General features: G+C 70.6%; 12 protein-coding genes and 1 pseudogene. 5 read left to right on the forward strand and 8 right to left on the reverse strand.

The features are described from left to right. The first annotated feature begins 1 nt into the window (after window position 1). Genes CJ022_RS15925 through CJ022_RS15940 form a run of 4 tightly spaced genes read left to right on the forward strand, consistent with a single transcriptional unit; the run spans window position 2 to window position 3,447 of the window. On the forward strand, window positions 2-1,345 hold the full coding sequence (locus tag CJ022_RS15925) for a TRZ/ATZ family hydrolase (protein ID WP_101927736.1): 1,344 nt from the start codon (window positions 2-4) through the stop codon (window positions 1,343-1,345). A gap of 10 nt (window positions 1,346-1,355) precedes the next feature. After that, window positions 1,356-2,081 (forward strand): bifunctional 2-polyprenyl-6-hydroxyphenol methylase/3-demethylubiquinol 3-O-methyltransferase UbiG, encoded by a 726-nt coding sequence (gene ubiG / locus CJ022_RS15930; protein ID WP_101927623.1) that lies wholly within the window; start codon window positions 1,356-1,358, stop codon window positions 2,079-2,081. Beyond that, on the forward strand, window positions 2,078-2,779 hold the full coding sequence (locus tag CJ022_RS15935) for a phosphoglycolate phosphatase (protein WP_101927624.1): 702 nt from the start codon (window positions 2,078-2,080) through the stop codon (window positions 2,777-2,779). Before ubiG ends, CJ022_RS15935 begins: the two co-directional genes overlap by 4 nt. Beyond that, the gene (locus tag CJ022_RS15940; protein ID WP_101927625.1) at window positions 2,776-3,447 is read left to right on the forward strand and encodes a phytoene/squalene synthase family protein; all 672 of its coding nucleotides are present in this window, start codon (window positions 2,776-2,778) and stop codon (window positions 3,445-3,447) included. The genes CJ022_RS15935 and CJ022_RS15940 overlap by 4 nt, the downstream gene beginning before the upstream one ends. A gap of 107 nt (window positions 3,448-3,554) precedes the next feature. Here the strand turns inward: CJ022_RS15940 and CJ022_RS17615 are convergent, their stop codons facing one another. From CJ022_RS17615 to yidD, 6 genes and pseudogenes are all read right to left on the reverse strand, one after another. Then, window positions 3,555-5,474, reverse strand: a complete 1,920-nt coding sequence (locus tag CJ022_RS17615; protein ID WP_233198857.1) for an autotransporter outer membrane beta-barrel domain-containing protein — start codon at window positions 5,472-5,474, stop codon at window positions 3,555-3,557. 136 nt (window positions 5,475-5,610) lie between these two features. Beyond that, window positions 5,611-6,861: pseudogene (locus CJ022_RS17620) on the reverse strand (S8 family serine peptidase); the annotation flags it as partial. A gap of 156 nt (window positions 6,862-7,017) precedes the next feature. Next, entirely contained in the window at window positions 7,018-7,239 is a 222-nt protein-coding gene (locus CJ022_RS16965; protein ID WP_143704023.1) for a hypothetical protein, read from the reverse strand. A gap of 301 nt (window positions 7,240-7,540) precedes the next feature. Further along, window positions 7,541-8,362 (reverse strand): M23 family metallopeptidase, encoded by an 822-nt coding sequence (locus CJ022_RS15955; protein WP_199171578.1) that lies wholly within the window; start codon window positions 8,360-8,362, stop codon window positions 7,541-7,543. Window positions 8,363-8,484: 122 nt separating this feature from the next. Then, window positions 8,485-9,837, reverse strand: a complete 1,353-nt coding sequence (locus CJ022_RS15960) for a dihydroorotase (RefSeq protein WP_101927628.1) — start codon at window positions 9,835-9,837, stop codon at window positions 8,485-8,487. Further along, window positions 9,834-10,013 (reverse strand): membrane protein insertion efficiency factor YidD, encoded by a 180-nt coding sequence (gene yidD / locus CJ022_RS15965; RefSeq protein WP_233198859.1) that lies wholly within the window; start codon window positions 10,011-10,013, stop codon window positions 9,834-9,836. Before yidD ends, CJ022_RS15960 begins: the two co-directional genes overlap by 4 nt. 94 nt (window positions 10,014-10,107) lie before the next feature. Here yidD and dksA point away from each other — a divergent pair, with 94 nt between their 5' ends. Then, entirely contained in the window at window positions 10,108-11,127 is a 1,020-nt protein-coding gene (gene dksA / locus CJ022_RS15970) for an RNA polymerase-binding protein DksA (RefSeq protein ID WP_101927630.1), read from the forward strand. A gap of 99 nt (window positions 11,128-11,226) precedes the next feature. On the opposite strand, the gene CJ022_RS15975 is transcribed toward dksA, so the two are convergent. Then, window positions 11,227-12,468, reverse strand: coding sequence for an MFS transporter (locus CJ022_RS15975; protein ID WP_255407596.1), 1,242 nt, complete (start codon window positions 12,466-12,468; stop codon window positions 11,227-11,229). Further along, window positions 12,465-12,905, reverse strand: coding sequence for a SufE family protein (locus tag CJ022_RS15980; RefSeq protein ID WP_101927631.1), 441 nt, complete (start codon window positions 12,903-12,905; stop codon window positions 12,465-12,467). Before CJ022_RS15980 ends, CJ022_RS15975 begins: the two co-directional genes overlap by 4 nt. Between the last annotated feature and the right edge of the window lie 86 nt (window positions 12,906-12,991).

Raw genomic sequence — 12,991 nt, forward strand, 5'->3', positions numbered from 1 at the left:
CATGCATGACGCCCCCCTGCACACCATCGACCTGCTGATCGAGGCGGGTTTCGTGGTCCCCGTCGAGCCGCACGCGGTCGTGCTCGAAGCCCACGCGGTCGCCGTGCACGACGGCCAGATCGTGGCCGTGCTGCCGGTCGCCGAGGCGCGCACCCGCTTCGCGCCGAAGGAGACCGTGTCGCGCCCGCAGTCGGCGGTGCTGCCCGGACTGGTCAACGCGCATACCCACAATCCGATGACGCTGCTGCGCGGCATCGCCGACGACCTACCCTTGAAGGTGTGGCTGCAGGAGCACATCTGGCCGATCGAGGGCGCGGTGATCGGCCCGGCGTTCGTCGCCGACGGCATCACCCTGGCGCTCGCGGAAATGCTTCGCGGGGGCACCACTTGCGTCAACGAGAACTACTTCTTTCCCGACGTGCAGGCCGCCGTCTACAAGCGGCACGGCTTCCGCGCGCGGATCGGTCTGCCGGTCATCGATTTCCCCACCGCCTGGGCGTCCAGCGACGACGAATACTTCGACAAGGCCGGTGAGGTCCACGACCAGTGGCGCGACGATCCGCTGATCGCGATGGCGTTCGCGCCGCATGCGCCGTACACGGTCAACGATGCGAATTTCGAGCGCATCCGCATGCTCGCCGACCAGCTCGACCTGCCGGTGCACCTGCACCTGCACGAAACGGCGCAGGAGGTCGAGCAGTCGATCACCGAGCACGGCCAGCGTCCGCTCGCGCGCCTGGATCGGCTGGGCCTGGTCAACGACCGGCTGATCGCGGTCCACATGACCCAGCTGACCGACGCCGAGATCCACCTGTGCGCCGAACGCGGCGTCAGCGTCGTGCACTGCCCGGAATCGAATCTCAAGCTGGCGTCCGGCTTCTGCCCGGCCTGTGCGCTCGAGCGCGCAGGCGTGACGCTCGCGATCGGCACCGACGGCGTCGCCAGCAACAACGACCTCGACATGTTCGGCGAGACCCGCACCGCGGCGATCCTGGCCAAGGCGGTCGCCAACGATGCCGCCGGTTTCGACGCGTTCACGGCGCTGCGCGCGGCGACGCTGGGCGGCGCGAAGGCGATCGGCTTCGAGCATCTGGTCGGCTCGATCGAGCCGGGCAAGCAGGCCGACCTGATCTGTGTCGACCTGTCGCCGGTCGAGACCCAGCCGCTGCACCATGTGGTGTCGCAGCTGGTCTACGCCGCGGGCCGCCACCAGGTCAGCGACGTGTGGATCGCCGGGCAGTCCAAACTGCGCGAGCGCGTGCTGGTCGACCTCGACCTCGACGCGATCGGCGCCAACGCGCGCCAGTGGCGCGACCGTATTTCCACGCTCCAGACCCGCGCCTGACGAGGTTCGCATGACCGCCCCCCACGAGTCCGCACGACACGACAACTTCCACCAGGCCGAACTCGACAAGTTCGGCGCGCTGGCCAATCGCTGGTGGGACCAGGCCGGGCCGCAAAAGGCCCTGCACGCGCTGAATCCCGCGCGGCTCGGTTACGTGCGCGAGCGCGTCCAGCTCGACGGCGCGGCCGTCCTCGATGTTGGCTGCGGTGGCGGCCTGCTGAGCGAAGCGATGGCCCGGAACGGCGCGAAGGTCGTCGCGATCGACCTGGCCGAGGATCTGGTGCGCGTGGCCAAACTGCACGGTCTCGAATCCGGCGTGCAGGTCGACTACCGCGTGCAGTCGGTCGAGGCGCTGGCCGCCGAGCGGCCGGGCAGTTTCGATGCGATCACCTGCATGGAAATGCTGGAGCACGTGCCCGATCCCGGCGCGATCCTGCAGGCCTGCGCGACGTTACTCAAGCCGGGCGGCCGGCTTTTCGTCTCGACGCTCAACCGCACGCCGGCCGCGTTCGCACTGGCGATCGTCGGCGCCGAATACGTCGCGCGCCTGCTGCCGCGCGGCACCCACCAGTACGACGCGTTCATCAAGCCCGCCGAACTCGCCGCGTGGCTGCGCGATGCCGGGCTGGCGCTCGAGGACGTCAGCGGCCTGATGTACGAACCGTGGCGCAACGCCGCCCGCATCGTCTCGCGGACCGACGTCAACTATCTGGCCTGCGCGCGGAAGCCGGCTTGACCGCCGTCTCCGATGCCGCGCCTGCGCGCGCCCGGTTTCCCGACGGCGTGCTGTTCGATCTCGACGGCACCCTGCTCGACAGCGCCCCGGACATGCTCGCGACGGTGAACCGCATGCGCGCCGACCGCCAGCGGCCGCCGGTGACGCTGGCCGCGATCCGTCCGCATGTCTCGCGCGGCGCGCGCGCGATGGCGTCGGCGGCGTTCCCGGAGTTCGATCCGGCCCAGGTCATCGATCTGGTGCCGGAATTCCTCGCGGTCTACCAGCAGGAACTCGGCCGGCACAGCGTGCTGTTCGACGGCGTCGAGGCGATGCTGGCGGCGCTGGAAGCGGCGGGCACGCCCTGGGGCATCGTCACCAACAAGCCGGAGTATCTGGCGCGCGACATCCTGCCGCAGCTCGGCTGGCAGACGCGTTGCGGCGTGCTGGTCGGCGGCGACACCCTGGCCGAGCGCAAGCCGCATCCGCTGCCGCTGCTGCATGCCGCCGACGCGATCGGCATTCCCGCGCACCGTTGCGCCTACGTCGGCGACGACGCGCGCGACATCCTCGCCGCGCAGGCCGCGGGCATGCCGTCGGTCGTCGCGTTGTGGGGCTACCGCCTCGACGACGACGACCCGGTCGCCTGGGGCGGCGACGTGATGGTCGACGCCGCCGCGGCGCTGTGCGATGCCGCGACCTGGCCCGTATTCGAATGAACGCCACGAGCGACGGCGACACCGATTTCCTCGCCAAGTGGCAGGCGCGCTGGCCGGAGTGGCGGATCGCCGCTGCCTTCGTGCCCGAAGCCCAGCGCACGCGCCTGCAGGCCTGGTTCGGCCTGCTCGACGAGCTGACCGACGCCGCGTGGGCGGGCGCCGATCCGACCCCGGGTCTGGCCAAGCTCGCGTGGTGGCAGGAAGAACTGCAGGGCTGGGCGAAGCAGGCGCGTCGCCATCCGCTGGCGGTGCCGCTGTATCGCAGCGACGCACCGTGGCAGACGCTCGCGCTGGCGCTGCGCAACCTGCCGGCCATGCGCGAGGATCCCGACGCCGCTGGCGCGCATCTCGCGTCGCTGCAGGATCTGGCTCGCGCCGTCGCCGCCTGCGAGCGGCATCTGTTCGACGAGAACGGGCAGGCGAGCGCCGCGGTCCATCCGCATGCGGCGCCCCTGTTGGCCTCCCAGGCCTTCCTGACAGGCAGTCGCATCTTGGCCGAGGCCTTGCTGGCGGCCTGGCCAGCACGTGGCAGCGGCACCCGGCCGCGCCGTCTCCACGACACCATCCTGCACGGCCGCCTGCAGATCCTGGCGCGCAGCGGCCAGGTCGACGCGGTGTCCGCACCGGCGATGCTGGTCCGCAGCTGGCGCGCGGCGCGCGCGGGCTGAGGCGGTGGTCCGTCCGGGAGGCGAGGACGACCTGACGACGGGTCGGCGCCAGTAAAAAAAAAGGGAGCGGCCGGAGCCGCTCCCTTTCGTTCAACAGAGCGCCGCGATCAGAACTGCACGGAGAACCGTGCGTTCGCGCCGTGATCGCGGGCGTCGTCCGCGAGCACGCCGCTGTAGCCGAGTTCCAGCAGGCTGTTGGCCGACGTGCGCGCCGCGATCCCCAGCTCGACCAGGGTCGCCTCGTCGGTGATCGCCGGACCACGTACGCCGGCCCAGTTGCTGCCGTCCCACGAGACCTGCGAGGTGCGGTGCTGGTCGCCGCCGGCGTAGCGATAGCCGACGTTGCCGCGCAGGCTCAACCAGGTCTGCTCCTGCGCGCTGCCGCGCAGATTGACGTTGAAGCGCAGGCCCGCCGTCGTCAGGTCGAGGCGCGTGTCCGTCGCCTGGCCCTGCAACGCGGCCGCGCCGCCGTCTTCGCGGAAGCCGTCCGTGTCCAGCGCCACATGCGCGTACTGCAGGTAAGGCTCGAGTTCCCAGGCATCGAAGCCGAGACGGTAGCCCGCTTCGATGAAGCCCTGCCAGGCGGTGGCGTCGTAGCCCGCACGCAGGTCGTCGGTGTAACCGGCGAACGCCACCTGCCGCTCGGCGTCCAGCTCGTGCCACGCGTACGAATAGCCGGCGCGCACGCCGAACCCGGCCCACGACTGGCTCGCGTAGACGCCGACGTGGCGGGTGTCGACCTCGCCCTCGGCGCTGCGCAGCCGCGCGTCGAAGTCGGTCGTGCCGGTGCCGCCGAAAGCGCCGACGCGCCAGCCGTCGCCGAACACGTGGTCGATGCCGACCAGCGCAGCGGTGCCGCTGTAGTCGACGCGTGCCGCGTTGCCGTCGCCGGCGATACGGCCGCCCTGACGGTGCACTTCGACCCAGGCGCCGGTGCCGGCGTCCGCGTCGTGCTGGCTGCGGAACCCATCCTGGCCGCTGGCGGCGCGCGACAGCGCGGCGTCGCGGACCAGCCGGCCACTGTCGATCAGCACCTGCTGGGCGCTGGCATGGATCTCGCCCGACAACTGGTCGAACGCGGCCCGCGCCTCGTCGACGCCCAGTTGGGTCAACGGGACGAGCAGCCCCTGGTCGTCCGCCAGCGCATCCAATGCCGTCGCGGTGGCCTGCTGGTTGCCGGTGACGGCCGCCGTGGTGAGCGAGGCGCCGCGGGCGACGGCGATGTCCAGCGTCGTCGGCGCGTACAGCAGCGACAGCGACAGGAACGGCGACAGCGCGGAGCCGTCGACGGCGTCGAATTCACCGGTCAGACCGCCGTCGGCGGTCAGCACGCGGTACTGCTGGCCGAGCAGATAGGTGCCCGGTTCCGGCGCCGCGGTCAGGGTGCCGCCAAGCAGCTCGGCGGTCCCGGTCACGCGCAGCAGATCCGCCTGGTCCGGCGGCGCCAGCTCCGCGAGCAGCGTCGCGTCCGCGGTGTGGGTGTAGTCGCCGTCGACCGTCAGGGTGCCGATCGAATTGCCGGGCGCAATGAGGCCCGCCACCCAGGTGTCGCCGAGCGTGCCGCTGCCGCCGAGCACGCCGTCGCGCTCGACGCGGGTCAGGCCACCGGAGACGGTGCCGTTGACCACGGCCTCGCCGCTGGCGATCGTCAGCGCACTGCCGCTCAGGCTGCCGTTGACCAGCAGGCCGCCGCCATCGACGCGGACGTCGCCGGTCAGGGCGTTGTCGCCGTCGAGTTCCAGCAGGCCGTCGGTCACGGTCGCACCGGCGAAGCTGTTGTCGCCGGACAGGCGCAGCCAGCCGATGCCGGACTTGGTCAGCCGGCCGGGGCCGCCGATGTCGTTGGTCCAGTCGTCCCAGGCCCCGCCTTCCCAGACCTTGTGGCCGCCGGCGACCGTGCGCATGTCGACGTCGGTGTCGACGCGCAGCAGGCCCGGCCCTTCGATCGCCTTCCGGAGGTCGAGCAGACCCCAGCCGTAGATCTCGTCGACGCCTTCTTCGCCGAGGTCGGTCGCCGTGGTCAGCATCACGTCGCGGACCTGGGCGCCATTCGAAGCGCAGGTTGCCGCCGGCGTCGACCACCCAGTCGGCCACGATGTTCTCGTCACCCGCGTACACCGTCGACGTGATGAACGAGCCCGGCGCCGCCAGACACCATTCCGCGGTCACGCCGCACTTCATCGACTGGCTGCTCAGGCCGAGCTGCTGGTCGACGTTGACCACGCTGACCCAGTACTGCTCGATCTCGGGGAAGAGCATCGGCAGCGTTGCCGGCGCGCTGGCCTGCGGGCTCGATGCCGGCGTGGCGTTGACGCCGCTGTTGCCTGCCGCCACGACCTGCAGCATGCCGGAGTCGCGCGAGGCGGCGGCCATCTGCTCGAAAGTCGCGGCGATGCCCGGATCCGCCATCAGCGCCTCGTGGTAGAGCTCCACCTCGTCCGGCGTATAGGCCTCGTAGGTGTAGCCCCAGCTGTGGTTCATCGCCTGCACGCCGTGTGCGATGGCCTGCTCGTACATCTGCGCGAAGGCGGTGCTGTCGGCGCCGGTGCCGTAGGTCGAACACTGACCGAAGAAATAGCACGGGACGTCGACGATGGTCAGGCTGTCGTTGAACAGCCGCGCCGAGCTCAGGTCCGCGCCGAAGGCGACACCGTGCATGCCGCTGCCGTCGCGATTGGCCGCGATGGTGCCGGCGACGTGCGTGCCGTGGCTGCCGTAGTAATAGAACGTGTTGCCCCACAGGTAATCGTTGGCGGGGTTGGGGAAGTATTGGGCCAGCGACGGGTCGTAGTACTCGGCGTCGATCGCGACCTGGTCGCCTTCGGAGTAGAAGCACGCGTCCGGTCCGGCGAGCACGGTGCCGTCGGCGCATCGGCTGCCATCGGCCAGCAGCTCGGCCATCACGATCGAACGGTGGTCCTTGCCCGCGAACTCCGGATGGTCCAGACCCGCGCCGGAATCCAGCAGGCCGAGCCGCACGCCGGCACCCGAGAGGCCGCGCGCATACGCGTGGTGCGCGTTGATCGCCTGGAGTCCCCAGTCGCCTTCGAATTCCGGCGTGATCCATGCTTCGGCGTCGCGCAGGTCGTCCGACGGCGGCGCTGCCGGCGTCGCGACCGGCGCTGCCGCGCTGCGGATCGTCGTGGCGGCGGCGGGCTGCCAGCGGCGGCTGAAATCGATCGACCACGGCGCACGCGCGGGAACTGCCGCGTGCGCCTGCGGCGCGCCGGCCTCGAAGGCGGCGGCAATCGTGTGCGCCACGTCGTCGCGGGCGGGCGCAGCGGCGCTGTCGACCGCCCAGACGGCAGGCGTCGCGATCAGGGCCACGAGGCCGGTGGCGATGGCGGTGGACAGGCGCGAGTGCCTGGAGCGCGTGCGAGCAAACGCGGAAATCGGGTGCAACGTCCTTTTCATGCAAGGTCCTGTGTGTCTGGATGAGAAAAAAAACCGGCCCGTCCTGCGACGGTGTCCGGTTTTTCGAGACTCTCGCGTTATGGCCCGCCGGCGCAAGCCCCGCAGGGCAGGGCGCGTGCGAATCGCGTCCCGGATGTCGCGGACTGTGACGCGCGCTCAGGGTACGGGCGGCGTCACATGCAGCTGCAGCACCAGCGCCGGACCCGCCGGACGCTGCACGCGCACGGGGACGCGGCCTTCGACGTCATCGGGAACCGTCAACGCGAGCTGGCCCGACGCGGGCACGCGATGGGACCCGCCGAAGGCGTCGACCTGGCTGCCCACCGGCGCACGCAGCAGCACCGTTGTGCCCGCGCCGGCGCGGGCGGGCAGCGACACCGTGCTCGCGGGAACGCGCTCGCCGGGCTGCGATGGCACGAATGCCCGGGTCGGGCGGGGCGGGGACGAGTGCGCCGCCGTGCTTCCGCGGGCTGGTGTCTCCGGTCCGCCGCGATGCGCGGTCGTGCTGCACGCGAGACCGGAGGCGAGGACGATCGCCACCGCGGCGATGCGACGCGTCATCGCGGACGCCCGGAGAACAGCCGCTGCGCCCGCCGGTCCAACGCGCGGACCTTGCGCGGAGGACATCCCGCTCCCGAACCGCGGCAACCTTTGGGCGCGGCGTGGTCGGCGCGCGGCGTCAACGTTCCAGCACGAGCTGCGGATCGATGCGGACGTCCAGCCAGTTCATGCCCCAGTGCAGGTGCGGGCCGGTCGCGCGGCCGGTGGCGCCGACGGCGCCGATGACCTGGCCCTGTTCGACGCGGTCGCCGACCTGGAGGTCGATCCGCGACAGGTGCAGGAAGTTGGAGCTGATGCCGTGGCCGTGGTCAAGCAGCAGCGTGCCGCCGGTGAGATAGAGGTCGGGCGCGGCGAAGGTCACGATGCCGGCCGCCGGCGCCTTGACCGGGGTGCCCGTGGGCGCGGCGATGTCCATGCCCGAATGCGGCGAGCCCGGCTGACCGTTATAGGAACGCGCGCGTCCGAAGCGACCGCTGATGCGTCCCTCGACCGGGCGGATGAACCCGTTGCCGAAATCGACGCGGGCATCGTCGCGTTCGCGCGCCGTCGTGACCTGGGCCTGTTCGCGGCGGATGCGCTCGGCGATCGCCGGGGGCGGATTGACCGTCGCCGGCGGCACGCCGTTGACGCGCTCGACCGGCCAGTCGCGCGGCGTGATCGCGATCGACGCGGTCTCCTGCGCGCCGTCGGGCGTTGCGATCGCGATCCGCACGGGCCCGGTCTCGTCGCGTCCGATGCCGAGCACGACCGTGCCGTAGTCGCTGACGCGCAGCGCCCGGTCGCGATACGTGACCCGGCTGCCGGCCGGCACCTTGCCGATGACGAGGCTGCCCTGCTGGACCTGGGCGGGGAACCGCGACGCGGTGGGCTCCTGTGCGGACGCCGGGGCGGCGATGGCGAGGCAGAGCAGCAGCGTGGCGAACAGGTGGCGTGCGGTCATGTCGTCTCGAAGGTTCGGGTGCGAAGGCGCGACGGACATCCGCTGCGCGTGACGCCGCGAGGGGGCGTCAGTGACGGCGGCGCGCGCAGTGTGTTTTGCGAGGCCGGGTCGGGTGTACGCAATCAACGCGAGAACGCGAGCCGGGCGCCTGCGGGCGCGCCGACCAGTTGCGTGCCGTCCCAGGCGAGCCGGCCGTTGACCCAGGTCGACGCGATCCGCGAGCGGAACGTCGTGCCCTCGAACGGCGACCAGCCGCACTTCGACAGCACCTGCTCGCGGGTCACGGTGAACGGCGTGTCTTCCACCAGCACCAGATCGGCGAAGTAGCCCTCGCGCAGGAAGCCGCGCTCGGCGACGTCGAACAACTGGGCCGGTGCGTGCGCGAACTTCTGCACCACGCGGGTGATGTCGAAGTGGCCTTCGTGCACGCATTCGAGCGCGGCCGTCAGCGCGAACTGCACCAGCGGCAGGCCGCTCGGCGCGCGCGTGTAGGGATTCTGTTTTTCCTCGAGCGTGTGCGGCGCATGGTCGGTGGCAAGCACGTCGATGACGTCGTCGGCCAGCGCCTTGAGCAATGCAGCGCGATCGCGCTCGTCCTTGATCGCCGGGTTGCACTTGATCAGATGGCCGAGGCGCGCGTAATCGGGCCGCGCGAAGCGCAGGAAGTGGATGCAGGTCTCGGCGGTGATGCGCTTGCGCAGGCGGCCCTGCGCATCGACCAGCGGGCCGGCTTCGAACAGCGCCAGTTCCTCGGCCGTCGAGATGTGCAGCACGTGCAGGCGCGTGTCGTGCTTGCGCGCCAGCGAGAGCGCCAGCTGCGTCGACTTCATGCAGGCCTCGCGCGAGCGGATGTCCGGGTGGCATTCGGCCGGGATGTCGTCGCCGTACCTGGCCACGTACTCGCGCTGGATCGCGTCGATCGTCGGCGTGTCCTCGCAGTGCGTGATGATCGGCACCGGGGTCTCGCGGAAGATGCCGTCGAGGGTGTCCGGATTGTCGACCAGCATGTTGCCGGTCGACGCGCCCATGAACACCTTGACGCCCGGCGTGGTCAGGGGATCGATCCGGCGGACGTGGTCGAGGTTGTCGTTGCTCGCGCCCATGTAGAAGCCAAAGTTCGCGCGGGCGCGGCCCGAGGCGCGGTCGTACTTGTCCTGCAGCACCTCGGCACTGAGCGTCGGCGGACTGGTATTGGGCATGTCCATGAAGCTGGTCAGGCCGCCGGCGACCGCGGCGCCGGATTCGGTCGCCATGTCGGCCTTGTATTCCATGCCCGGTTCGCGGAAATGCACCTGGTCGTCGATCATGCCGGGCAACAGCCAGCGGCCGGCGGCGTCGACCACCGTGTCGCCATCGCGCGCGGCGAGGTCGCCGCCGATCGCGGCGATGCGGCCGTCGGCGCCGATGCGCAGGTCGCCTTCGGTCACCCGGCCTTCGTTGACGAGGCGGGCATTGCGGATGAGGGTCTCGGTCATCGGTCGGAGTCCTGGTTCGGCATCGGCACGGGATCGAGCCCGCCCGGATGCAGGGGGTGGCAGCGTCCGAGCCGGCGCGCCGCCAGCCAGCCGCCTTTGAGGGCGCCGTAGCGGGCGATGGCGACCATCGCGTACTCGGAACAGGTGGGATGGAAGCGGCAGCGCTGGCCCAGCATCGGGCTGATCCAACGCTTGTAGCCACGCAGCAGGACTATCAGGAAGCGCTCGATCACGGGGGTCCGGCTGACGCGGTGAACAACGCGGCGGGGAATGGTTGCCGCTGCAGGGTTTGCAGGGTATAACACCCCGCTTCCCCGTCCAAGGGAACGACAAGGATCGCAGCACGTGGCAGTCAAGAAACCCGCGAAAAAGGCCGCCAAACCGGCCACCAAGCCCGCCGCCAAGAGCCCTGCCAAGAAAGCGGCAGTGAAGAAGGCTGCGGCCAAGAGCGCGCCCGCCAAGAAGCCCGCCGCGAAGTCGGCGCCGGCCAAGAAGGCGGCGGCGAAGCCTGTCGCCAAGCCGGCTGCGAAGAAGGCGACGGCTGCCAAGACGCCCGCCAAGGCTCCTGCCAAGAAGGCGGCCCCCGCCAAGGCGGCACCGGCGAAGCAGGCAGCTGCGAAGACGCCACCCGTCGCCAAGGCGCCGGTCGCCAAGAAGGCGGCGCCGGCGAAGTCGGTCGCCGCCAGCGCCACGTCGTCGGCGAAGGCCGCACCCGCCAAGGCGTCCGCGCCGAAGGCGGTCGTTTCGAAATCCGCGGCGCCCGCGCCGCGCGCACGTCCGACGGGCAAGGTTGCCGTCGCGGTCGTCGCGCGGCAGGCCGAGCCCGCACCCAGGAGCAAAGTGAAAGTGGTGTCGTACAAGACTGACGAAGAAACCGGCCGCCCCATCGTGCCGGTCGGTTACAAGCCGTCCGCCGACGAGGAATACATGAGCACGCTGCAGCTCGAGTATTTCCGTCAGCGCCTGCAACAGTGGCGCGCGGACCTGGTCGAAGAATCCAAGCAGACCATCGAGAACCTGAAGGACGAAGTCCGCGACGTCGGCGACGAAGCCGAGCGCGCGACCCGCGAGACCGAGAATTCGCTCGAGCTGCGCACCCGCGACCGCTACCGCAAGCTGATCGGCAAGATCGACAGCACGCTCAAGCGGGTCGACTCGGGTGAATACGGTTACAGCGTCGACTCGGGCGAAGAGATCGGTCTCGACCGTCTCGAAGCACGCCTCACCGCCGAGCGTACGATCGACGAGCAGGAACGCTGGGAGCACATGCAGAAGCAGATGGGCGACTGATCGCCGGTCCTGTCCATGCAGTGACGCAGAAAGCCCGCCGATCGGCGGGCTTTTTTGTGGGGCGATCCCGGTCGGGCGCAGGCCTTGCGGGTTTGCGCGTCACTGCAGGTCGCGCAGATCCAGCCGCCGCAGCACGGGCGCTTTCCTGGCGGTGACGCCGACCACGCCCATCGTCACGAAGCCGCCGAGCACGACGGCCGGCACCAGGCCCAGCAATCGCGCCATCGAACCCATGTAGAACGCGCCGATCTCGTTCGACGAGCCGACGAACAGCCCGTTGATCGACGACACCCGGCCGCGCATGTGGTCGGGCGTGGCGAGCTGCATGATCGTCGAGCGCATGACCACCGACACGCCGTCGCACATGCCCGACAGCAGCAGGAAGAATGCCGACAGCCAGAACGCCGTCGACAGGCCGAAGCCGACCATGCAGGCGCCGAAGCAGGCGACGGCGTGGATCGGATGACGCGCCAGCCACACCCCCATCGCCACCGCGCCCAGTGCCGGCGCGGCGCGCAGGATGCCGAGGCCTTCGGGGCCGTAATGCAGGATGTCGTGGATGAAGGCCGGGGCCAGCGAGATCGCACCGCCGAACAGCACCGCGAACATGTCCAGCGCCAGCGCGCCCAGCAGGATCTGGTGACCGAAGACGAAGCGCGCGCCTTCGGCGATGCTCGCGAAGATGGGGTCGCGCTGCAGCTGCCGGGCCGGCTCGGTCACCTCCAGACGCGCCAGCAGCACGATCACCAGCAGCGCCAGCGCTGCCGCGAGCATGAACACCCCGGGGATGCCGATCGGCTGGATCAGCAGGCCGCCGACCGCCGGGCCGAGCACCAGCGCGCTCTGGAACACGATGCTGCCCAGGCTGGCGCCGCGCGCGTACTGCGCCCTCGGCAGGACCCGCGCGAACAGCGCGTTGTACACCGGCCCGAGGAAGGCGCGGACCATGCCGGTCAGCACGATCGGCAGATACAGCAGCCAGATGCCGCCTTCGATGACACCGAGGACGATCGCCGCCAGCAGCAGCGGCGTGACCGCCAGACCGGCCGCGGCGGCCATGCCCAGCTTGCGCCGCGGCAGCTGGTCGACGAGGTAGCCGGCGAACGGCGCGACGCAGAAGTAGGGCAGCACCTCGGCCAGCCCGACCAGCCCGAGCATCCAGGGATCGCCGGTTTCGGCGTAGATGTGCCAGCCGATCGTGACCGCGACGATCTGGTACGACAGGATCGTGCAGATGCGGTAGCCCAGCAGGATCCGGAAATTGCGGTTGCGCAGCGGCGCGGCGCGACTCGAATCGGCGGCTGGATCGCGGTCGGCGGCGGGCGGTGGCGTGCCGCTCACCCCAGGGTGCGTTGCGCGTGGTCGCGGATGAACGCGAGCAGGGCGGCCAGACCGTTGCTGCGGGTCGGCGACAGGTGCTTGGCGAGCCCGATGTCGCCGATGTAGTCGGCGTCGGTCTCGACGATCGCCTGCGCGCTGCGACCCGAATACACACGCAGTGCCAGGTAGATCAGGCCCGAGACGATCGCCGAATCGCTGGCGGCGGCGAAGTCGAGCCGGTCCGCATCGCCCGAGGGCACGATCCAGACCATCGACTGGCAGCCGTGCAGGCGGTACTGCTCGGTCTTCCAGTCGTCGGGGAACGGCGGCAGCTTGCGGCCGAGATCGATCAGGTACTGGTAGCGCTCCGACCAGTCGCCGAAGAAGGCGAATTCTTCCGCGATGGCGGCCTGGGCGTCGGCGGGCGTGGGTTCGAGCGGAAACGGCGTCTGGGTCACAGCGGGGGAACCGGGAAGCGAGAGGCAGCACGCGGCGCGCGCAGACCGGGCCCGCAATTTTGACGGAAACGGCCGCGAAACACCCG

This window comes from Luteimonas rhizosphaerae (assembly GCF_002849595.1).
Taxonomy (GTDB): domain Bacteria; phylum Pseudomonadota; class Gammaproteobacteria; order Xanthomonadales; family Xanthomonadaceae; genus Luteimonas; species Luteimonas cellulosilyticus.